Annotated in this window: 16 protein-coding genes; 15 read left to right on the plus strand and 1 reads right to left on the minus strand. The window is 53.4% G+C overall.

Going from position 1 to position 21,721, the window contains the following annotated elements; all coding sequences use genetic code 11:
- Window positions 1-98: 98 nt before the first annotated feature.
- The 9 genes from AB4N91_RS26820 (at window position 99) to AB4N91_RS26860 (ending at window position 13,357) form a co-directional block, all read left to right on the plus strand.
- Window positions 99-953: a TnsA endonuclease N-terminal domain-containing protein gene (locus tag AB4N91_RS26820; RefSeq protein WP_460111909.1), complete on the plus strand. Its 855-nt coding sequence runs from the start codon at window positions 99-101 to the stop codon at window positions 951-953.
- Window positions 950-3,118: a Mu transposase C-terminal domain-containing protein gene (locus AB4N91_RS26825; protein ID WP_460111910.1), complete on the plus strand. Its 2,169-nt coding sequence runs from the start codon at window positions 950-952 to the stop codon at window positions 3,116-3,118. The genes AB4N91_RS26820 and AB4N91_RS26825 overlap by 4 nt, the downstream gene beginning before the upstream one ends.
- Window positions 3,115-4,566: an ATP-binding protein gene (locus AB4N91_RS26830; RefSeq protein WP_160767911.1), complete on the plus strand. Its 1,452-nt coding sequence runs from the start codon at window positions 3,115-3,117 to the stop codon at window positions 4,564-4,566. The genes AB4N91_RS26825 and AB4N91_RS26830 overlap by 4 nt, the downstream gene beginning before the upstream one ends.
- Before the next feature lie 15 nt (window positions 4,567-4,581).
- The gene (locus AB4N91_RS26835; RefSeq protein ID WP_460111912.1) at window positions 4,582-6,249 is read left to right on the plus strand and encodes a TnsD family Tn7-like transposition protein; all 1,668 of its coding nucleotides are present in this window, start codon (window positions 4,582-4,584) and stop codon (window positions 6,247-6,249) included.
- A gap of 396 nt (window positions 6,250-6,645) precedes the next feature.
- On the plus strand, window positions 6,646-8,277 hold the full coding sequence (locus tag AB4N91_RS26840) for a TniQ family protein (protein WP_460111913.1): 1,632 nt from the start codon (window positions 6,646-6,648) through the stop codon (window positions 8,275-8,277).
- Window positions 8,278-8,692: 415 nt separating this feature from the next.
- A complete protein-coding gene (locus AB4N91_RS26845) occupies window positions 8,693-9,859 on the plus strand; it encodes an SAVED domain-containing protein (RefSeq protein WP_460111914.1) in 1,167 nt (388 codons plus the stop codon).
- Window positions 9,860-11,110 carry a nucleotidyltransferase domain-containing protein gene (locus AB4N91_RS26850; RefSeq protein WP_056854279.1) on the plus strand — a complete coding sequence of 417 codons (1,251 nt, stop codon included), beginning with the start codon at window positions 9,860-9,862 and terminating at the stop codon, window positions 11,108-11,110.
- Window positions 11,094-12,878: a ThiF family adenylyltransferase gene (locus tag AB4N91_RS26855; RefSeq protein WP_460111916.1), complete on the plus strand. Its 1,785-nt coding sequence runs from the start codon at window positions 11,094-11,096 to the stop codon at window positions 12,876-12,878. Before AB4N91_RS26850 ends, AB4N91_RS26855 begins: the two co-directional genes overlap by 17 nt.
- Window positions 12,875-13,357, plus strand: coding sequence for a Mov34/MPN/PAD-1 family protein (locus AB4N91_RS26860; protein WP_056854281.1), 483 nt, complete (start codon window positions 12,875-12,877; stop codon window positions 13,355-13,357). Before AB4N91_RS26855 ends, AB4N91_RS26860 begins: the two co-directional genes overlap by 4 nt.
- A gap of 28 nt (window positions 13,358-13,385) precedes the next feature.
- Here AB4N91_RS26860 and AB4N91_RS26865 read toward each other — a convergent pair whose 3' ends face one another.
- A complete protein-coding gene (locus AB4N91_RS26865; protein WP_056854282.1) occupies window positions 13,386-13,934 on the minus strand; it encodes a 3'-5' exonuclease in 549 nt (182 codons plus the stop codon).
- A 221-nt stretch (window positions 13,935-14,155) separates the two neighbouring features.
- On the opposite strand from AB4N91_RS26865, the gene AB4N91_RS26870 reads away from it, so the two are divergent.
- The 6 genes from AB4N91_RS26870 to AB4N91_RS26895 all read left to right on the plus strand — a co-directional run bounded on the left by AB4N91_RS26870 (window position 14,156) and on the right by AB4N91_RS26895 (window position 21,672).
- Window positions 14,156-14,788, plus strand: a complete 633-nt coding sequence (locus tag AB4N91_RS26870) for an antitoxin Xre/MbcA/ParS toxin-binding domain-containing protein (RefSeq protein WP_460111917.1) — start codon at window positions 14,156-14,158, stop codon at window positions 14,786-14,788.
- Window positions 14,789-14,994: 206 nt separating this feature from the next.
- Complete coding sequence (locus AB4N91_RS26875) at window positions 14,995-15,336, plus strand: hypothetical protein (RefSeq protein WP_460111918.1); 342 nt, start codon at window positions 14,995-14,997, stop codon at window positions 15,334-15,336.
- Window positions 15,337-15,435: 99 nt separating this feature from the next.
- Window positions 15,436-16,692: a TolC family protein gene (locus AB4N91_RS26880; protein WP_460111919.1), complete on the plus strand. Its 1,257-nt coding sequence runs from the start codon at window positions 15,436-15,438 to the stop codon at window positions 16,690-16,692.
- Window positions 16,689-18,170, plus strand: a complete 1,482-nt coding sequence (locus tag AB4N91_RS26885; protein WP_460111920.1) for an efflux RND transporter periplasmic adaptor subunit — start codon at window positions 16,689-16,691, stop codon at window positions 18,168-18,170. Before AB4N91_RS26880 ends, AB4N91_RS26885 begins: the two co-directional genes overlap by 4 nt.
- Window positions 18,167-21,325 (plus strand): efflux RND transporter permease subunit, encoded by a 3,159-nt coding sequence (locus AB4N91_RS26890; protein ID WP_460111921.1) that lies wholly within the window; start codon window positions 18,167-18,169, stop codon window positions 21,323-21,325. The genes AB4N91_RS26885 and AB4N91_RS26890 overlap by 4 nt, the downstream gene beginning before the upstream one ends.
- Window positions 21,322-21,672, plus strand: coding sequence for a copper-binding protein (locus AB4N91_RS26895; RefSeq protein WP_460111923.1), 351 nt, complete (start codon window positions 21,322-21,324; stop codon window positions 21,670-21,672). Before AB4N91_RS26890 ends, AB4N91_RS26895 begins: the two co-directional genes overlap by 4 nt.
- Window positions 21,673-21,721 lie beyond the last annotated feature (49 nt).

Genomic DNA, 21,721 nt, shown 5'->3' on the forward strand with positions numbered 1-21,721 from the left:
AGAAATGCTTTAAATATGGTCGCTACGGTGGTCATGTTCTTCTACGACTTTTTCTCGGCAAGAGGTGAAGCGGTCCACATAGACTGAGGAGGCGTGGGTTGCGAGGTCGTAAGTTTGCATCACAGCAGGACATTGATCGGCACATTGCAAATGGATTTGGCGGAGGCGCCGGGGCGAGCTACGTGCCTTGGCTGCGGGTACAGGACGTTCCTTCGATCGGTCGTTCGCACAAGATTCAAGGCGTCAAGATCGACAGGATCCATCACTTGCTGTCAGATCTCGAGCGTTCTTACTTCCTTGTGTGTGAATTTTCAGAAGACGTCGTGGATATTCGTGAGCAATACCCATTGCTCCCCTCAGAGAGGGCGCAAGCAATAGCAACGTCTATAGATGTACGCTTCCCCCGGTACCCTAGAACAACGCTACCTTATGTGATGACGACCGACTTTCTACTAACTGTTAAGGACCAGAATGGAAATTTCAAGTCGGTAGCTAGAACTGTGAAGTATCGTTCTGATTTAGTAGGTAAAGGAAATAAACGCACGCTTGAAAAACTTGAGATTGAAAAGCGCTTTTGGCAGGGTCAAGGTGTCGATTGGAAAATCGTCACAGACGAGTTTTTTACACGAGATCTGATTAAAAACCTTGGGCTAATCAGAAAATACTCAAAACTCCCTCGTGATTTAATGAAAGTATCGCTGCATTCTAATTTTATTGATTGCTTGGCAAACAGCCGGGGATATCCGTGGACTTTGGCCAACTGTTTGAGAAAAATTGCATCCCTTCTGTCCATCTCCTATATCGACGCCCAAGCAATACTCTTCCATCTGGTTTGGAATAAGGTACTGAAAATCGACTTGGTAAGCTCACCTCTACATCTTACTGGGCTAGTTCCTGACTTCGAAGTTATCCAGAACTCTATCGATATTTCGGCGAAGGAGAAAATGTCATGAATTTGTTCGTAAATGACGTTTTTGAGCCTGTTACCGGTTTGTCAGTTATTGGTACGATCGTTAGGCTCATTTACCTTGATGAAATGCATGACGTGGCTGTTGTGATTGACCTAGCTGATCCTCCCAGGCAGCCATACGCTATTAGTCTTGAACAGCTGCATCGATCGGTATCCGGTGGTGATACGAAACCAGTGACCATCGCCACACCCGAGTTCATGCTTGTGCTTGAGGATCAGTTGGACGAGGCAGCCAAGCTGGGCCGAGACGAAAAATGGGCCATCATTGCCCCTCTGCTAGATCCTGACTACCCAGGGCGAATATTCGCACGGGGGGAATTGGGCCCGTTGGTTAGCAAAAGAGCTTCAGACTTGGGGATTCAGCGGAAGAAGATTTATCGGCTTCTTTACCGTTATTGGATCTATGGTCAAATCCGAAACTCCTTGCTTAAGAATTATTCAGCGGTAGGTGTTTCCGATAGAAAATATGATCCGAGTAAGCCTCCAGGTCGAAAGCCTAAATTTCAAGGCGTTCTTACGTCGTCCTCCAAGATGCTTAGTGATGTTGATAAAAAGTGTATTCGTGTTGGGTATGCGCTTTACGTGAAAGATAAAAAATCATCTATTTCGAGCGCATATGACGAAATGTTGAGAAGATTCTACTCTGTTCGAGATATCTCGAAAAACAGCGAAGAAAAACTTCATTTGCTTCCGAGTTCAGAAATACCCAGCTTGAGGCAGTTTAGATATTGGGGCCAAATCTTTTTTGACGAAATAGAAACTGAGCGTGGCCGTAAAGGTTTGAGGAGGTGGCTGAAAGACTGCCGCCCGCTTTCAGGTACTGTTCGCGATTGGCTGCGCGGACCATGTCACCAGTTTGAAATCGACGCAACTATTGCCGATATTTATTTGGTCAACAGCTACTCTAGACGGATGCTAATAGGCCGCCCCGTAGTTTATATCGTAGTGGATAGCTTTTCCGGAATGATCGTTGGTCTCTATGTGGGGTTGGAAGGCCCCAGTTGGAATGGGGCGAGGCAGGCGCTATTCAACGCGTTTACTTCAAAGGTCGCGTTTTGCGCGCAAAACGGCGTTGAAATCAACGCAGAAGACTGGGATTGTCACCACTTGCCCCACCAGATTTATGCCGACAGGGGCGAGATGCTCTCACTGGCAGCAGAAGGGCTTTCGTCAGGCTTGGGGATTGAGATGGGCACTGCCCCGCCATATCGGCCGGATTGGAAGCCTATGGTAGAGAGTCGGTTTGGCATTTTGAATGATCTGACGGGCATTAGATGGCTACCTGGCGGGGTAGCTGCGCGTGATAAAGAGCGAGGCGAGCGAGACTACCGGCTCGATGCCACCCTCACGCTTAGAGAATTCACACAGATCCTCATCAACTGCGTGCTCCACTATAACCGGCATCATCGTCAGCCTGACCGGCTGACGCAGGCAATGATGAATGACGGCGTTGAACCAACACCCAGCGGAATATGGAGTTGGGCTTGCGAGAACGATCTGGTCGAATCTAACAAACGCCCCGACGAGATGGTTTACCTCCACCTCCTGCCCCGAGAGCGCGCGACCGTTCAAAAGCGTGGAGTGATGTTTCGCGGAATGCACTACGTGTGTGATATGGCCGTAGAGAAAAACTGGTTTGCCAAAGCTCGCAAAGGGGGAGTTTGGTCAATAGAGTGTTGGTTCGATCCGAACTCTGCTGCGCACATTTGGATCCAGGGTGATGCCAAGCAGTTTATCCGTTGTGATCTTCGACAATCGGATGCCAGTTACGCGAACTACCGCTCGGACGAAATTTTTGACCTGCTCGAAGCCTATCGCCAGAAACCACCAGCTCACCGACGAGCTGAGCTGGAAAGCCGTGTGCAGCTTAGCGATCAAGTCCATCAGATCATCACCAATGCCCTTTCTGAAAGAGAGCTGGAGCCTGCTCCTCCCACCAAGGCCGAGGCCACAGGAAACATCCGCGAAAACCGCGCCGAAGAACGGCTCCGTGAGCGTGAAAATGCTGTTGTACCAGCAGGTGTCAGGGCTGAGCCAGCTTCTCAACAATCTGAATCGACGCCGACAGCGCGTGACTCATATGCCGGCGAGCGCACCGCGCAGGTTATCGATTTGCTCAAAAGAATTCGGCCAGGACAGGCGCAATGAAAGGTGCACAGACGTTTGCCAATTACGTCAAACAGGATATTCGTGAGTATGCCGGAAATCCGCTAATTGAAGCTTTGCCTCCAATACTCTCGGAGGCGACGGCTATAGAGCTGATCTCGAATTTTCCTCAGCCGGTGGATCCGAAAGAGCTGAGCCTCGAAGGAGCCACTCGTATTCACTGTATCGACCGTTTGAGAACAGTGGTACAGCCGTTTCTGTTGCACTTGGAACTGGAGGCTCTCTTCTCGCTGCTCATCCGTCGAGGGTATGTTGGGCGTAACCCGATGTCGCCCGCTACCGTCCGGCATTTGCATTCTTTATCCGGTGCTCAGCGTTACCACGATGCGTTCAAATCCACCGCAGAGACATTTACCGTCGTCGGCCTGAGCGGCATTGGAAAGTCGACGGCACTTCACGCCATTTTGAGCCTTTATCCACAGACAATCCGTCATGAGCGCTATGAAGGGAGACAGTTTGTTCATACCCAAATCACTTGGCTGAAGCTTGACTGCCCTCGGGATGGATCACTGGCTGGGTTTTGCCAGCAGTTTTTTTATGCGGTTGGGGATGCTCTAGGGGACAAGGACTACCACAAGCGCTACAGGCACCGAAACATCAATGATGCGCTGCAACAAATGGAGCAGGTGGCGAGTACATTTTTCATCGGCGCCTTGTTGATCGACGAGCTGCAAAACCTCCACCTGGCGAAAACTGGTGGTAAGGAGAGCATGCTGAATTTTTTTCTGCACTTGGTTAACAACATCGGTATTCCGGTCGTTTTCAGTGGCACGAACTCGATGATTAGCCTGTTCTCAGAAGTGATGCGTACGGCCCGCCGAGTCTGTGGAGCCGGTACGCTCGAATTCAAACGCTTCGAGAAAGATGATGAGGAGTGGCGGTTGTTGGTCGAAAATCTTTGGAGCTATCAATGGTGCAAGCAGACCGCTGAGCTGACCGACGAAATTTTAGACACACTGTATGAGCACACCCAAGGTGTCACAGATTTCCTGGTCAAGCTGCTGGTATTGAGTCAGCGATACGCGGTTCAGAGTGGCTCCGAGTGTTTGACTGCCGAGACTTTGGTGAAGGTCAGCAACTCAAAAATGCAGATTCTCAAGCCAGCCCTTTCGGCTCTGCGTAGCCGAGATCCGAAGCGCATGCGGCAGTTCGACGATTTGCTTCCGATTGAGGAGCAACTGAACGAAATGATGGTTTTCGACGGGTTGGCACGAGCGGACCGCCTTTCCTTACTTCGAAGCGTTGTTTCCCGTGAAAAGCCGGCAGATGCATCTCCCGCGAAAGAGCGCCAATCGCCGGTTGCTGCTGCAGTGGAAAGCTCAGAGGCTAAATCGTTAAGTGAACACAACAATCCTCTCGATGCGTTGCGAGCTGCGGACTGGCTTAACGAGGATCTATTTGAGTTCTCGCCGATGTATCAAAAAGAGTAAGTAGGGGGTGATGAAGTGCACCTTAAACTCCATTTCTTCCCCACAGCGTTTCCAGACGAAACGCTGCACAGCCTGATTTCTCGCTATGCCAGTCTTTGCGGTGTTCGTAGTATCCGAGCCGCGTTCTCCGGCCTGAAATCGGCGGCGGCATTTTCACAGAATGTCGCCTTCCCAAGTCATCTTAGGGATTTTGTCGAAGCGCTACCCAGCGGTACCGAGCTATCAGTAGCCGAGATTCTTATGCGCCACACGTTATTACCCTACTACGCGCCATTTTTGAGTATGCGCCAGGTAGAACATGCTCGTATGTTGATGACCGCTGATGGCAAAGGCCTGATGCTGAAGCTGGGTGTCAACGCGAGCCGTATTGAATTCGCCTCTAGAGTGCGGTTATGCGAAGAGTGTATTGCCCAAGATCAGGTACAACGGGGGGTCGCTTACTGGCATAGGGTTCACATGCTTCCGGGCGTGCTGGTCTGTCCGCATCACGGCACGTCACTCAGGATCCTTGATCATCGCTGGTCCAGCCGCAACTCTCGACAACTCACACTGCCGAGTGACGAGCATGTCCAAGCACACACGATACCTCTTGATATCCCGTCGGTGTGCAAGCCGCCGCTCCACGATATAGCGTTGCGCTCGCTTCAGATCCTTGAATCTGAAGTCAGTGCGTTGTCGGCAGATACGATGCGCTACACGTTTATGCAAAAGGCAACACAGCTTAATCTTGCCTCTGGAAACCACCGTTTATATCTGCAACTGCTGGCACAGCACATGACCAATTTTTTTGCAGCACTGCCTCGAGATTGGGAGTTTGCTGTACTCGGGAACGTCGGTGGGGATATACCCGCCACATGGGTCACGAAGCTGCTTCGTAAGCCAATCACCTCTCATCATCCGCTCAAATACATTCTGTTAGCCGGTGCACTGGACGTTGACATGGCGAGGTTGCTGCATGAACAACGCCCGCTGGAGCGGGAAGTGGCGTCTGGTCCGAAAACACACATGCGGCTACCCAGGCGCGATCTACCGGAGACGTCGAGTAAAGGACAGGACTGTTCGTTGACCGCTGTATGGGAACATGCCCTTGAGGGAGCTGATGCCAAAAAGATTGCTGCCGTTTTAGGTGTCTCATTGGCGTGCGTCTATCGCCGCATCCGCAGCGTACCTGGCGGTCAAGATGCTTGGAGGAAGGCTCGATTTCAAATTCAGCTATGTGCAAGACGCAGGGTCTTCGAGGCCGATTACCGTTTGCAAAAAGCACATGCGTGCAAGGGGTACGCTTGGCTATATCGAAATGACAAGCAGTGGCTGTCGAGATCAACTACAAACCCAAGTATCCATCGCGCACCCCGAATCAATAGCTCAGAGATGTTCGCTTCTCTCGATAACAGACTAGCCGGGGAAGTACGGCACTGTGCTGATGTACTCTATCGTTTTAAAGGTAAGCCGGTCCGCGTGTCACGTACCAGAATTGGGAGAGAACTTCATGTTCTGTCTCGCTTCGAAAAGCAGCTCAGCAAGCTTCCTCTCTGTGCAGCAGCGCTTGACAAGGTATGTGAATCAGTTGAAAGCTTTCACGAACGGCGTTTACGGTGGGCTAGGCGCAAACTGCTCTCGGAGGGCAAGTCCGTGACGCGTTCTTCGCTCTACAGGCTCGCGAGCATACGGCTAACGGTGTGATCCAGCCGGTAATAAATCATCATTCGACACCCCGCATTCAACTCTTTGTGCCGCAGGGCATTCCACAAAAATCCGTTTACTTCTCAAAAATAGCTGGCATTAAGCTACGTAGGTCGCGATATGAGAAGTATGTTTCATCTAGCGATCAGAATAATCTTGATTGTATATTCCTCACGCGTTCAACTTGCGGGAGCTGGATTATCGATACGTGTTTTTGATTCAATGAATACTGCTACGATTGCGGTTGGGTAATCCATCAAAATTCGGAGCAGGGTGACACCCTATCGTGTGGTCATTTCAGAGAGCCTAACCCCAGTACAAAATTTAATGTGCAATCTATATACTCCATCTTGGATCCGCGTTTTTCTTTAACCCTACTTTGTTAATCGGTAAATGATGTCTGAACTACTATTTTTCCCTGTATCGATGCCGGATGAAATGCTGCACTCTCGCGTCACCCGCTATCACTACCTGTCAGGGAATAGAACAGCGGCGGAAACCTACCGTGATTTATTCGCATCTAAGCCATTTAGCATCGGTGGCATCGTGCCTCAGCAGATTGAGAAGCTTGCCGACATGCTACCAGGGCAGCTGGAGAGCAATCTTGCAGAACTTATCAGTAACAACACGACGTTTCCTGCGTACAGACCTTTTCTAGGTGTGAGGCAAGGACCGGAGGACCATTCTGGATCGCACGCTTTTGATGGGGTGGTACGAATTCCTCGCCGCGAAGAGTCCATCCATGGGAAAGCTAAGCTTTGCCCTACCTGCGTTCAGGAGGATTTGATCGATTGCGGTTCTGCCTACTGGCATCGATCACACCATATACCCGGTGTTTCAGTCTGTTGGCGCCACGGGGACTCGCTGATCCATGCTTGCCCCAAGTGCTCCCACCCTTTCTATCGAAAATTGAAGCTGCTTCCAAATCTGACTGAACCATGCGCATGCGGGTGGAATCCACTTAACGCTAAGACGACGCATAAGGGCTCGGATCTGGAGAAGAAGGTCGCGCTATTCGCGCATGATATCTTGCAACGAAAGATCCCGCCAATAGGTAGCGCGGTATTGAGCTCTTGCTATGTGCGGCAATGTAAGAAACGTGGATTTGTATTTGGAAACAATGCGGGCATTGCGAAACTTTTTGATAGTATTCAAAGTGCTTATGGCGATGAGTATTTAGCGCAAATTGATCCGGCCTACAATAATGGAAAGCATGAGCAATGGATTAGGCTGAAGTCAGACAAGGGTCAGCTTAATATGCCACTAGCGCGACATTTGATTATCGCGCTTCATTTATTTTCCAGTGCTGATGATTTCGAGGGAGCGTTGAAGAATGAGTCTATCCTGCTAAGTGCTTCGAGTTCGCCACGACCTTCTAAAAATGAAGATGCGCATTCCGGTAAAATGATTAAGTACCGTCAAAAAATCGAGATGCTTTTGGCGCTGCGCTCCGAGGCTGATGTGGAGTACCTTTGGAAAAAAGCCTATAAACCAACTCATTGGCTAATGGAAAATGATAATGCATGGCTGATCGCAAAACTTCGCATGCCTAAGAAGGTTGCCGTTAAGGTTGAGAAGACTATCGACTCAAGAGACGCTGGTTATGCAGCCCTTATTGAAGCGGGCGTGGATGAGTTGTATAGCGTTGCGAAAGATCCTAAAAGGGTGAACATTAGAAATTTGCAGACGCTGCTCCCAAACTCGTTACCTCACGGCCTAGAACTGCGTAAGCAGAGGTTCCCTCTTACTTATCACCAGATCAAGCGTCACCAAGAGTCAGTGTGGTATTTCCGATTAAGGACATTGGTGTGGAGCATCTCTGAAATCATAAGAATGAAGCTGCCGGTGAACTATTCGACTGTAAGATTGACCTCGGCGGTAGCAAGCAAAGTTTTCTTGGTTTTTTCCAGCTTCTTCGAGTGGGATCTGGAAAGCTTGGCGAGAACAGGCGTGGATGCAGAGGCCTTGCTCAAGTCTACCGGAGTATCGAGAGACTGGGAGGGACCGCCGATTGCGATTAGCTTCTGAGGGCATCTGCGCTCTATCCGCCCCGAAAACGCCCTCAGGGGCTGGAGCGATAGCTTTAAGAACCGATTATCGCGCATCGGGTTCTTTAGCTGGTTCTTGTGGGGGGCGCATGGAGATTGATGTCGTTTGGTTTTTGAGCGAGATATGTATCGAAATTAGCGAGTTTATGTCTTCTGCATAAAATCGCTAATTTCGATACATACGCTTCTGGTCAGCACCATAACCCATCAGCATTTGCCAGAAATCGAAAGCTGCCATCACTCCGTTTCGATGAGTCAAAAAAAGCGTCTTGGTCAAGACGGCTCGGCATTAATCACCCTCAAATCTCTCTTGAAATCGCGGCAAATGACCTTAATATGATCTTATCTTGCCATCATCGTTTTCAATCATGGATGTTTCTCGGGGGTAGGTCGAAATGGCAGAACCAGAAGACGCTAAGCCCGCGAGTGGGCGCTTTAACACGAATGATGAGACGAAGCGGATCGTATGGACACAGACCGCTGGTCATTGCGAACTGTGCGGCACAGATCTAACGTTCGACTATCGTGCCGGCAAGCCAATGAAATGGGGCGAAGTGGCGCATATCCTACCCGCCAGTCCCAAGGGGCCTCGGGGACGCGCGGATCATGATGCTGAGGGGCACACGAACGATACTGCTAACCTGATGCTCCTGTGCCCAGGCTGTCATGACAAAATTGATCGTGACGCAGATGGTTACCCTGAAAATGACTTGAGTGGTTTGCACCAAGCATACATAGAACGCATCCGAATCGCTGCAACGACCCCCGATGGTGGCAGAGCCATTCCCCTAATTGTCCAGAGTCAGCATTTCCAGACTTTCAACGACATTCCCGTTCGCGATCTGTTGACTGCGATGTCTGCTGAAGGACTAACGGCCTTCGATCAAGGCATCAAAATCACTTTCCCTGCGCCCGGACCGCGAGGTAGAGACGCGACCTATTGGCAGAACATCAAAGACAGCGTCCAGTATGAGCTGGAGCAGCAACTCAGGCGTCGCGGCGGCACCTATGGCGATGCGCCTGCACTAGCTGTAGTGGGCTTGGCCGATATTCCAGCTTTGATGATGTTGGGTCAGAGCATCGGCGACCGTTCTAAACGCTTGATCTTCTCTTTTAACCGCGAGCATCTTCTGCGCTGGCCCGATCAGTCCGCTGAGCCGCCCAAGTTTCTGTTTACTCCTCCGCCGGACGGTGATGGCCCACTGGCGCTAGTGCTCTCCATTTCTGCGCAAGTTCCAATTCGCGACGTGACTGACGCCATTCCAGGTGCGCGCATTGCAGAGCTGTTGATTCCGGAACCTAGCTACGCGATGGTACAGAACCGTCGGGTGATTCATGCCTTTCGCGACGCACTCCAAATACGACTGAGCCAGCTTGAGGCTCTGACTCCTGATCCTATCCACGTCTTCGCCGCCATTCCTGCGGCACTGGCCATCGAGTTTGGCGCGTTGCTCACAACGCAGCATCAACATACGTACCTGATCTTCGATCGGGACAAAGAAAACCAAGATCGGTTTACGCAAACACTGCAATTGGGCTCGGTGGCCCAGGAGGCTATGTAAATGCTTTTGAGCAACGAACAAACCAAGCGCAGCAGTTGGGAATATTTTCTGCTTCGCGCCGCGCGGGAAATCTCGCTGTCGGAAGCGCAGTACGAAAAAATCAATGACCGCTACTCCCAACTGGAAAAAATCCTCTCGGCTTCTGACAATCCGTTGCTCGCTGAGGCCCATATCTTCGTTCAGGGCTCAATGCGGCTGAAAACCACCATTAAGCCAATTCCCGGCGCGCCTGCGGATCTGGACACCATTGATGCGGACGCGATTATCTGGCTCCCTCACGCTCAAGGCGCTGGTGCGAAGGAAGTTCTAGAGGCGATTGAACAGCGTTTTAGAGAGGGCTCCCGCGTTCAGGAAGAAGTTAAGCAACTACGTCGTGGTATTCGGATCGTTTATGCCGACGAAAATCCAGGTTTCCACATTGATGTCACACCTGCCCGCGCGATCAACGGAAATGGCGAAGCAAACGGCGAGGGTAAGCTGGAGGTTCCGGATCGGGTCACAGGGTGGAAAGCAAGCAGCCCTATTCCTTACTCGAATTGGTTGCAGGTCGCATCTGCCCAAGAAATCTCCCTGGAAAGCTTGGTGATTGCCAAAAGCCAGCGAATGCTTGATGCCGCGACACAAGATCCTTTGCCGCATTATCAGGACTACATCGATCAAGATCCCCTGCGTGCGACCATAAAGCTGCTTAAGCGGCATCGCGATGAATGGGCCATCAAAACAAGGAGCGCTGATACTCGCCCCATATCTGCAGTTATCACCACTCTGGCCACTCACGCGTACCTGGATGTCGTGAAGGAGTCCCAGTCGAAGCCTTTGGCACCGCTCGATGCAATTTTGGAAATCGTTCGCAGAATGCCGCAGCACATCGCGCAAAGAGGTAGCGATTGCTTTGTCTGCAACCCTGCCGATAACGGCGAAAACTTTGCAGAGAAGTGGAATCGACCGGGCGAGGGGCAAGGCTATCGCCAAGCATTTACCAAGTGGCATGCGGACGCCAGTGCATCTGTGTCATTGGGTTTGGAAAGTTTTGAATCCAACGATTCCTTTGCCGAGGCAGTGAAAAAGAATTTCGGTATTGCACCGGCATTCATTACGGCAGTGAACAATGAGATCCCTGCGAATTGGACGATGCCCGGCCGACCGGATGGCACTACTCGAAACTCTGCTTCGATGGGTTCGCTCTTCGGAGGGGCCAGCGGTGGCGGAACCTCTCAGTCGAGCGTAAAGCCAGTTGGACGCCTTGGCTGATCCTATTAAGACGCCATTGCAGCGCGGAATCGCCGCACTGCGAAACACCCTAGGTCAGGATGCTGCCAATGCATTGCTCCAGCCCGCACCCATGCGGACTGACGAAGCGGCGTGCTTTCACTTCCCCTTGCCCATTGATTACACGGGGCAGGAGCGGCGACTGCGTATTGGTTTCCCCTCCAACTTTCCTCGTGGGCTCTTGCGGCTGAACGTCGAACCTTCTCCATGGCTGGTTTGGCCGCATGCCACTAAGTCGGGGCTTTGCCTTCATGGCTTTCAGGAACGCCCCATTATGGGCTCCCCGGAGGTCGTGGTAGAGGACAGTCTTGCTCGCTTGGCCCAGATCGTTTCGTTGTCCAAGATGGGATCAAGTCAGACAACGCGCGATATCGAATTTCAGAATGAGATCACTACCTACTGGTCTTTTCAGCACGGACAGTCGTACCAGAACCTTTTACTTTTGGATCGACCTCAGGCTGCCTCGCAGTTGTTTGCTCTCAGCGATCCGCGCCGGGCTGTGCCATCCGGTCAGGAAACGGTTTGGCTAGCATCGAACATAGCTGCGCTCAAAGGGCATTACCGACGGGTTGTCGGGCGCTCCGCTGTCATTCGCGCGGCCGAAACTCCCGGTTTTTACGTCAAGCTTCAGACTTATCCGGATATCCGCACCCCGGATCCAGAAGATTTATTGCTGTGGCTCACGCCACACCTTCAACCAGACGATGCCGAGCAATTACTGGCATGGTTTGAGCTGCATGGAACGTTGGCGAGTCGATGGATTGTCCTGGAGCTTCCTGGGGGGACGGATGCTCCAACTTATTGCCTCAATGTGCGCTCGCTTGGCGTACAGCAAGAGCGGGGGGCAAAGTTTGGCTTGCGCACAGCGCGCCGCCGGCCGGCCATCGCAAATGCACATCCTCCGGCACTCGTCCGCGCAACTGCCCTAGACGTGCTTGATCGTGCGTCCATTCTGTCCCGCGATATAAGCGGCACTGCAAAGCACCTTGAAAATGCTCGGGTCGTTTGTGTTGGCGTTGGCTCGTTAGGCAGTGCGGTGGCAATACAATTGGCACGCTCCGGTGTCGGCCACCTTACCCTCATCGATCCTGACACTCTGGTGTCAGCCAATCTGGGTAGGCACGTTCTGGGAGCGGATAGCCTAGGGAGGCTGAAAGCCTCAGCGTTGAGGGACAAGATTCTGTTAGATCTTCCGACTACAGAATGCACCGCTTATTCGACTTTCGCCGAAGTAGTTATGAGTAGCAAACCAGAAGTGTTCGATAACGCAGATCTTGTGGTGATTACGACAGCGGACTGGCAGTCAGAGGTCACTGTATGGCGAGCCAAATCCAGCGGCGTTTCTTGGGGACTTTTACAAGCCTGGAGCGAACCGTATACCCAGGTAGGCCACGCGCTATTCGCACCAGCCGGTACCTTTGATGGCCGTCATTTATTCACGGACATCGGCGATTTTCTTCATAAGTTTACAGAGTGGCCGGGAGGAGGTGCAGTTCCGCTGCCCGCTTGTGGGGAGAGCTTTATTCCAGGCGGATCGTTGGGGATGACCAATATCGCCTCTATGGTGTCGCACACGGCTTTACGTGCATTGACCGGCAACATCACCACTGCATCTTGGGTCAGCAGTATCTACAGGCCTGAAGATGTGCCGAGCCTAGGAGGCCAATACCATGGGCCCAAACTTCCAGAGGGGGCGCAGCAACTCCTACTCGAGCGCGGATGGCCGGAACATAAGGATGAAATGGTATGACGGATATCGCTTGGCGCTGGAGATGGGCGGAGGTGGATTCCGAGCTATTGGTGTCGCAAGCTGTCGCGGACATCTTGGATAGTCATCGGCAAGGCCTCTTTGGCATGGAGCGAGGGGGACAGTTATTCGTCAACCCGGTTAATCCGAAAGGGTTGCTGCTGGCCTTGGCCACGTTGCCTCATCGCGCCGATCGGTCAGGCTGGTCTTGGCTAGAGTTGGATGCGGAGCGGTGCTGCCAGGAGATCCAAGCTGCTAACCAACAAGGGTTACGTCTGGTGGGCTATTGGCATACGCATCCCCAATCTGTTCCGGTGATTTCTCCGGCAGACATAGGAAGTTTTTCCAGATTTGCTGCGCGTTACACGCAGGATCTGCCGCACCCAATAGCCGTTATCGTTGGCAAGTCCGAAAAACCAGAAGGCATCAAGGCGTGGTCGTTCAGGGGCGGCAGGTATGTTGAGGCAACCTGGCTTAGATAAGCTTCAAGTCGGTGCCATGGGAGGCACGTCAGCGGTTACCTTTACCCGCCAGCATTAGTGCGAAGAGCTCTGCCTGAAAGCGAGCATCATCCAATGCGTTATGGTTCGGTTCGCTGAGCGGCTTCAGCGCAGCGGTCATCTTGGATGATCTTGTTTCCTGCCAGCTGCAACCTACAGCTCCCATGAAGTAGGCCTTCATGTCGATAGCGGTAAAACCAAAGGGGTTGGTTTCCAAGTATTTATGGAAGTAGTAGTTGACGAATGACCAGTCAAACGGTGCATTGAGTCCTACGAAAATGACCTTCTGCCCCGTTTGGCAGGAAGATTTCAGCCATTCACCAAATGTCAGCATCGCCTGTTGCGGAGTGAGTCCTTCGCGCTCCAGCTTCTCCAGACTCAGCCCCGATACTGCCAGTGCTTCTGGGTCGTGTTTTGGACTGTCAGGCCGTAGCTCAAGATAGATGGATGTGGCAGGTTGATCTACAAGGCAGGCTCCAATGGAAAGCAGACTGTATTCGCCTGGTATAGGTCCAGAAGTCTCGACGTCGACGGAAACATAAAGCTCAACAGGGTTCATGTCATATCCTTTTCGTGTAGTTGCCAGATCAAGCTCGTAACCATGTGACGGTGGAAAGGCGGCAAAGCCATTGACCCATTTTTTGCTGTTTTACTCGCTATCCGGCGTTCGAGCAGCGGCAGTGCATGTCTACTGGAGGAGTGCACGTTCCTTTGGTCAGCTCTGCGCCCGAGCATAATGATGTGTGTCATTCTCTAATCGCGGATGAGGGCCGGACAATCATGAGCGAGCGTTGGATAGTCAAGTGCCAGAATACTGAGGACGGTACTGGCGACATCATCATTGACCTACCTCCAGAGTTGCTTGACCAAATGGGGTTAGGTGTTGGGGACGACCTGGAGCTAACGGTAGCGAATGGCACATTAGTGCTGATGCCCCTGGACAACGCAACATCAGTGCGGCCAATGTTCGCTGGCGTCCTGCGTCATGATGTCTATCATGGTTACCGCACGCGTCTGGAGGCGCTTCTTCATATCTCGGTCAATGCTTCGGATCTGGACATTCACGACAAGATTGTAGCTGGCTTCTCGGCCAGCCTGATCAAGGTGCTCTATGATGATGGAACCCTAAGCGACGAAGAACGCGACAGAATCATTCAACCCAAAACGCTCAAAAAAAAATTGGCAGCCAATCAACTCTTAACTTTGCATGAGAGCGACCGCCTGTTCCGGTTTGGACACATTACTGCCATGGCCGAGGTGATCTTCGGTGACAAAGGGAAGGCCAAACGATGGCTTTCAAAACCCAAAGCCCGTTTTGTGGGAGAGAGCCCATCGGCGATGCTCACTACAACCATTGGCACACATCTAGTCGAAGAAATGCTGATTCAGGTGGCTGAGGGCATGTCATCTTAATCCAGCCGCAGCCGCAGCCGCAGCCGCAGCCGATTAGTGAGAATCGCTTTTTCCTGAAGATAGGGCGTCTTGCGTCAAAACAAAATAATGCAGGCTTAATGCTGATGGGCTTATATCGTGCGTTATCAAGCGGCTTGCATGCGCTAGATGAAAGCCAGTGTCTAATTAATTGTTCGCGCTAATTCTGACGGCTACACTCCAACCCCATGAAACGCTACCTGCGGTTTTGCCTTATTTTTGTGATCAGCCTGGCGCTTCCCCTCAGCGGGATGGCGGGGGTGCAGGCACCAACAGAACCGTGCCCGATGAAAGCCATGGGCATGGCGATGATGGACGACATGGGCATGGATTGTTGCAATGACATGAAGAGCCCGACCGAGCATGGGAAACCCTGCAAACCGGGTCAGGAGTGCAAGACGGGCGGGATGCTGCAAGTCTCGATCGTCAAGCCGCCCGTGACACTGTTCAGCCCCGTCGTGCTGGTCTTTTCCAGTGATTCCGTTTCTGTGCCCACCCCGTCCGGGGTATGGCGACCGCCCCGCGTCTGATTCCTATCCGTTATTGAACCTCATCCTGTTTTAACGGGATGGCATGGCTGTGCGCAGATATTTTGCCGCGCGCAGCGGATCATCACAGGAATCGCAAACATGAACCCCAGGTACTTTTGCACAGGTTGGTCCCTAGTGGCCGGCTTGGCGGCAAGCGTACTGGCTTTGCCGAGCTTCGCTACCTCGCTGACGCTCGACGAAGCCTTGCGGCTGGCCGAAAACACCGCGCCGTCGCTGTCTGCACAGGATGCAAAGATTCAGGCTGCCAGCAGTGCGGCCATTCCAGCGGGTGAGCTACCTGACCCGAAGTTGCTCGCTGGTCTGCAGAACTATCCCATCGGCGGTCCAGATCGCTGGAGTGTCAATGATGACTTCATGACCATGCAAATGGTCGGGGTCAGGCAAGATATGCCCAATAGTGACAAGCGGAGGGCGCGGATCGAGGTTGCGAACGAAGGGGTTAAGCGTGCCGCTGCTGAGCGTCAGATCGAACGCCTGAACGTGCGCCAAGCCACGGCGCTGGCCTGGATAAGCAGCTATTCAATCGAGCGCAAAGACGCGCTGTTCCAGGACTTCTACAAGGAGAACCGCCTGCTGAGCGACACCGTCCGCGCGCAAATTGCCGGCGGTCGCGCACAACCGGCCGATGCCGTGACACCGAAGCAGGAAGCGGCGCAACTGGCCGAGCAGCAGGACGATCTGATACGCCAGCGTGCTCAAGCGCGCGCGGCGCTGAAACGCTGGATTGGTCCGGCCGCCAACGCAACGCCGGCGGGAAGTCTTCCGCAGTGGCCGATCGATACGTCAGGCTTGCCCCAGAAACTGCAACATCATCCCGAGCTGGCTGCGTACGGGCCGATGACCCGTGAAGCGCAAGCCAAGGTGCGCGAGGCGCAGGCGGAGAAAAAGTCCGACTGGAGCTGGGAGGTGGATTATCAGCACCGTGATCGGCAGTTCGGCGACATGGTAAGCGTGCAACTTTCCTGGGATCTGCCGTTGTTTCCGCAGACTCGGCAGAACCCCAAAATTGCCGCCCGAGAAGCCGAAGTCAACCAACTCGAATCCGAGCGCGAAGCCTTGTCACGCGAGCATACCGAGCAACTGGAAAGTGAACTGGCTGACTATGAACGGCTCAATCGTGCGGTCCAGCGCAATGCGCAAAGTCTACTGCCGCTGGCCAAAGAAAAAGTCGAACTCAGCATGGCCAGCTATCGCGCCGGTAAAGGCGATTTGAATGCGGTTGTCGCCGCCCGACGTGAACTCATCGAGGCTCGCCTCAAACAAGTCGAAGTGGAGGAACAGCGAGCACTGACCAATGCACGACTGTATTTTGCGTATGGAGAGGCCAGCCAATGAGCCTTAAAAAGAGTGGGGTGTTGTTGGCAGGCGTTGCAATGGCAGTGGGCATCGCCGGTGGTTACTGGCTGGCGCTTCAACGCATCAGCGAAGTGAAGGGCGCTTCGCCTGAGCAAAATCTAAACGCACCAAATGAACGCAAAGCACTGTATTGGTATGACCCGATGTACCCCCAACAGAAGTTCGACAAACCGGGTAAATCGCCGTTCATGGACATGCAGCTGGTTCCGCAATACGCCAGTGGCGGCAACGATCAAGCGACGGTCAGTATCGATCCGAGCGTGGCGCAGAATCTCGGTCTGCGCTCGGCGATGGTCAGCCGTGGAGTGTTTGCGTCCAGCCTTGATGTGAGTGGCATCCTCGCCTTTAACGAACGGGATGTCGCGGTTATCCAAGCCCGTACTCCAGGCTTTGTAGAGCGGGTCTACGCCCATGCACCCGGTGATCTGCTCAAAGCCAATGCGGCGCTGGCGGATATTCTGGTGCCCGAGTGGGCGGCGGCTCAGACTGAGTTCCTGGCCCTGAAAAACAACGGTGATCGCGACTTGCTCGCCGCTGCGCGGCAGCGCTTAGGGCTCAGTGGAATGCCGCCGGGAGTGATTGCCCAGGTCGAACGTAGCGGTAAGATCCAACCTTATCTGACGTTGACCAGCCCGATTGGCGGGGTGCTGCAAGAGCTCAACCTGCGCATAGGCATGACCGTCGCGGCGGGCGAGACGCTGGCGCGAGTCAATGGTCTGAGCAGTGTCTGGCTGGCGGTGTCCGTTCCTGAATCCGACGCGGGTACCATCGCCGAGGGGCAAAAGGTCGAGGCGCAGTTGCCGGCCTTCCCTGGGACCAAGGTCAATGGCACTGTCAGCACAATTCTGCCGGACACCAATGCGGACAGCCGCACCCTGCGCGTACGGGTCGAACTACCCAATCCAGACGGCCGCCTAAGGCCCGGTTTGACGGCGCAAGTGCGCTTGAGCAGCTCAACTGAGCAGAGTGTGTTGTGGGTGCCGAGCGAGGCGGTCATTCGCACGGGTCGACGTGCCTTGGTGATGCTAGCCGAAGATGCTGGCCGCTATCGCCCCGTTGAAGTGCAGCTCGGGCAGGAAAGCAGTGGCAAGACAGTAATCGTTAAAGGTCTGGATGAAGGTCAGAAGGTAGTTACCTCGGGGCAATTTCTGCTCGACTCGGAGGCCAGTCTCAAAGGTATCGTGGCCAGTTCAGCAGACGAATCACCCCGTATCGCAGCAGCCTCAAATTTGCATGAGGCAGACGGGCAGATCGTCGAAATCGACGATAAAGAAGTCACACTCGCCCACGGCCCCTTCAAGACACTGGGCATGCCGGGCATGACGATGATGTTTCCACTTGCCAATCCGACCCTGATTCAGGGTCTGAAAACGGGCGACAAGGTTCGGGTCGCGGTGAGCCAAACCGACGATGGATTGCGTGTCGAGCGTCTAGATAAAACGGGAGGTCAGCCATGATCGCTGCCCTCATCCGTTGGTCTGTTGCCAACCGCTTTTTGGTGCTATTGGCGACACTTTTCGTCACAGCTTGGGGCATCTGGTCAGTTCAGAACACGCCCATCGATGCCCTACCGGATCTCTCCGATGTACAGGTGATCATCCGTACCCCTTATCCGGGACAAGCACCGCAGATTGTCGAGAATCAGGTCACCTATCCGCTGGCCACCACCATGCTTTCAGTACCTGGAGCCAAGACCGTGCGCGGGTACTCCTTCTTCGGCGACAGCTTTGTTTACGTGCTGTTCGAAGACGATACGGACTTATACTGGGCTCGCTCTCGGGTGCTGGAGTATTTGAGTCAAATACAAAGCCGGTTGCCAGCCAGCGCAAAGCCCGCATTGGGGCCGGATGCTACGGGAGTGGGCTGGATCTATCAGTACGCATTGGTGGATCGCACTGGTAGGCACGATCTCGCGCAACTTCGTGCGCTTCAAGATTGGTTCCTTAAATTTGAACTCAATACGCTGCCCAATGTTGCGGAAGTGGCCACCGTGGGCGGCATGGTCAAGCAATACCAAGTACAGCTCGATCCGCTCAAGATGGCCAATCTCGGGATCACTCAGGCACAGGTGACTGAAGCCATCGGCAAGGCCAATCAGGAAACCGGTGGTGCCGTGCTGGAAATGGCCGAAACCGAGTTTATCGTGCGAGCTTCGGGTTATCTAAAGACGCTCAACGATTTTCGGACGATCCCGCTAAAGTTGGAATCAGGCGGTGTGCCTGTAAGCCTTGGCGATGTCGCCACGATTCAGCTTGGGCCTGAAATGAGACGAGGCATCACTGAATTTGACGGGGAAGGCGAGACCGTCGGTGGGGTGGTGATTTTGCGCAGCGGTAAGAATGCTCGCGAGACCATTACGGCGGTGAAGAGCAAACTGGATGAGCTGAAAATCAGTCTCCCAGCAGGCGTAGAAATCGTCACAACCTACGATCGCAGCAAGCTGATCGACCGCGCAGTAGACAACCTCAGTTACAAGCTTCTGGAAGAGTTCATCGTCGTTGCCCTGGTGTGCGGGATCTTCCTCTGGCACCTGCGCTCATCCTTGGTGGCAATCATTTCGCTACCTGTGGGGGTGTTGATTGCATTCATTGTCATGCGATACCAGGGCATCAACGCCAACATCATGTCCTTGGGTGGGATCGCTATCGCTATCGGTGCCATGGTCGATGCCGCAGTGGTGATGATTGAAAACGCACACAAAAAAATAGAATCCTGGCACACCTCTCATCCTGGGCAGGAGTTGAAGGGTGAGCAGCATTGGCATGTGATGACCGATGCAGCGGCCGAGGTCGGCCCCGCGCTTTTCTTTTGTCTGTTGATCATAACTCTGTCGTTCATTCCGGTGTTCACATTGGAGGCTCAGGAAGGAAGACTGTTTGGCCCACTGGCGTTTACCAAGACCTACGCCATGGCGGCAGCGGCGGGATTGTCGGTGACGCTGGTGCCGGTGCTGATGGGTTACTGGATTCGGGGGCGAATTCCGAGTGAGCAACAGAACCCTTTAAACCGCTGGTTGATACGGATCTACCAACCCGCGTTGGACGCAGTTCTGCGTCGTCCGAAAACCACTCTGCTGGTGGCGCTGTTAGTATTTGTCAGTGCGCTATGGCCAATGTTTCGCTTAGGTGGGGAGTTCCTTCCACCACTGGACGAAGGGGATCTGCTCTACATGCCTTCAGCCCTGCCGGGGTTGTCGGCGCAGAAGGCTGCACAATTGCTGCAACAGACCGATCGCCTAATCAAAACAGTCCCTGAAGTTGAACACGTTTTCGGCAAGGCCGGTCGTGCTGAGACCGCTACCGATCCAGCGCCGTTGGAAATGTTTGAAACCACGATTCAGTTCAAACCGCATGAGCAATGGCGCTCAGGCATGACCCAGGAAAAATTGGTGGAGGAGCTGGACCGCGTGGTACGCGTGCCTGGCCTGACCAATATTTGGATACCCCCGATTCGCAACCGCATCGACATGCTGGCCACAGGGATCAAAAGTCCCATCGGGGTGAAAGTTGCCGGCACTAACCTGACGGAAATCGATTCGGTCACCCAGGCGGTTGAAAAGGCAGCCAAGAATGTGCCCGGTGTCAGCTCCGCGTTGGCCGAGCGCCTAACCGGTGGCCGCTACATCGATGTGGATATCGATCGTAATGCAGCCGCCCGCTACGGCATGAATATCGCTGATGTGCAGTCCATCGTGGCCGGTGCTATCGGAGGCGAAAATATCGGGGAGACCGTTGAGGGGCTCGCACGTTTTCCGATCAGCGTCCGTTATCCGCGAGAGTGGCGTGACTCACCGGGAGCCTTGGAACAATTGCCCATCTACACATCGTCAGGCATCCAGATCACCCTCGGTACTGTGGCAAAAATCAAAATCACTGACGGTCCGCCAATGCTCAAGAGCGAGAACGCGCGGCCTTCGGGCTGGGTGTACATCGATGTGCGTGGTCGTGACATTGCCTCCGTGGTCGCCGATCTTCGTCAGGTCGTCAATCAACAGGTCAAGTTGCAGCCTGGTATGAGCCTGAGCTACTCGGGGCAGTTCGAGTTTCTCGAAAGAGCTAACGCACGACTCAAGCTGGTCGTACCGGCCACGCTATTGATCATCTTCGTGCTGCTTTACCTGACATTCGCTCGATTCGATGAGGCCTTGTTGATCATGGCCACACTCCCTTTTGCTCTCACCGGAGGGGCGTGGTTCCTCTATTTGCTCGGGTTCAATCTGTCGGTGGCAACGGGGGTCGGCTTCATCGCACTAGCCGGGGTTTCTGCAGAGTTCGGCGTGATCATGCTGCTATACCTGAAAAATGCTTGGGCCGAACGTGTAGACCTTGGCGATAACTCTGAACGTGCATTAGTGGAGTCGATCCGTGAAGGCGCTGTGCAGCGAGTGCGTCCCAAAGCTATGACTGTGGCTGTCATCATCGCGGGCCTGTTGCCCATACTGTTGGGCAGTGGTACCGGCAGCGAAGTGATGAGCCGAATTGCCGCGCCAATGGTCGGCGGAATGGTAACTGCGCCCTTGCTTTCCCTGTTTGTCATCCCGGCGGCCTATCGCTTAATGCGTCGTCGAAAGCTACCTAGCAAACCCGTAACTCTGAAAGGAAATGTTGTATGAAACTGACCCTTATTACAGTTGCCAGCACTGCGGTTGTGTTCTCTCTCGCTGCCCATGCACAAGAAACGCCAGCAATGAAAATGGACGGTATGGAAGGCATGGAAATGAAGCAGGAATCAAAGCAGATGGCTGTCGCCAATGCCGAGGGCACGATCAAGGCCATTGATCCTGCGAAACATAGCCTGACACTCGCTCACGGTGCCGTTCCAGCTGTTCAATGGCCGCCGATGACCATGTCCTTTTCCGCATCGGATGATCAGTTGGCAGGGTTGAAGGTAGGAGATCGTGTGTCATTCTCCTTTCGGGTCGAGGGAGGTAAAGGAACGATTGTCTCCATAAAGAAATGAGTTACTAAAGCTGCCGGTAACCGGTGTCGCCAATGAGGCGTTCACCACT

The sequence above is a fragment of the Pseudomonas sp. H3_D04 genome, from assembly GCF_054669175.1.

Excerpts from the sequence above, each read along its gene's own strand:
- AB4N91_RS26850 (WP_056854279.1), top strand. The coding sequence starts at position 9,860 with ATGCTTTTGAGCAACGAACAAACCAAGCGCAGCAGTTGGGAATATTTT.
- AB4N91_RS26830 (WP_160767911.1), top strand. The coding sequence starts at position 3,115 with ATGAAAGGTGCACAGACGTTTGCCAATTACGTCAAACAGGATATTCGT.
- AB4N91_RS26840 (WP_460111913.1), top strand. The coding sequence starts at position 6,646 with ATGTCTGAACTACTATTTTTCCCTGTATCGATGCCGGATGAAATGCTG.
- AB4N91_RS26895 (WP_460111923.1), top strand. The coding sequence starts at position 21,322 with ATGAAACTGACCCTTATTACAGTTGCCAGCACTGCGGTTGTGTTCTCT.
- AB4N91_RS26845 (WP_460111914.1), top strand. The coding sequence starts at position 8,693 with ATGGCAGAACCAGAAGACGCTAAGCCCGCGAGTGGGCGCTTTAACACG.
- AB4N91_RS26875 (WP_460111918.1), top strand. The coding sequence starts at position 14,995 with ATGAAACGCTACCTGCGGTTTTGCCTTATTTTTGTGATCAGCCTGGCG.
- AB4N91_RS26880 (WP_460111919.1), top strand. The coding sequence starts at position 15,436 with ATGAACCCCAGGTACTTTTGCACAGGTTGGTCCCTAGTGGCCGGCTTG.
- AB4N91_RS26885 (WP_460111920.1), top strand. The coding sequence starts at position 16,689 with ATGAGCCTTAAAAAGAGTGGGGTGTTGTTGGCAGGCGTTGCAATGGCA.
- AB4N91_RS26890 (WP_460111921.1), top strand. The coding sequence starts at position 18,167 with ATGATCGCTGCCCTCATCCGTTGGTCTGTTGCCAACCGCTTTTTGGTG.
- AB4N91_RS26865 (WP_056854282.1), bottom strand. The coding sequence starts at position 13,934 with ATGAACCCTGTTGAGCTTTATGTTTCCGTCGACGTCGAGACTTCTGGA.
- AB4N91_RS26870 (WP_460111917.1), top strand. The coding sequence starts at position 14,156 with ATGAGCGAGCGTTGGATAGTCAAGTGCCAGAATACTGAGGACGGTACT.
- AB4N91_RS26825 (WP_460111910.1), top strand. The coding sequence starts at position 950 with ATGAATTTGTTCGTAAATGACGTTTTTGAGCCTGTTACCGGTTTGTCA.
- AB4N91_RS26860 (WP_056854281.1), top strand. The coding sequence starts at position 12,875 with ATGACGGATATCGCTTGGCGCTGGAGATGGGCGGAGGTGGATTCCGAG.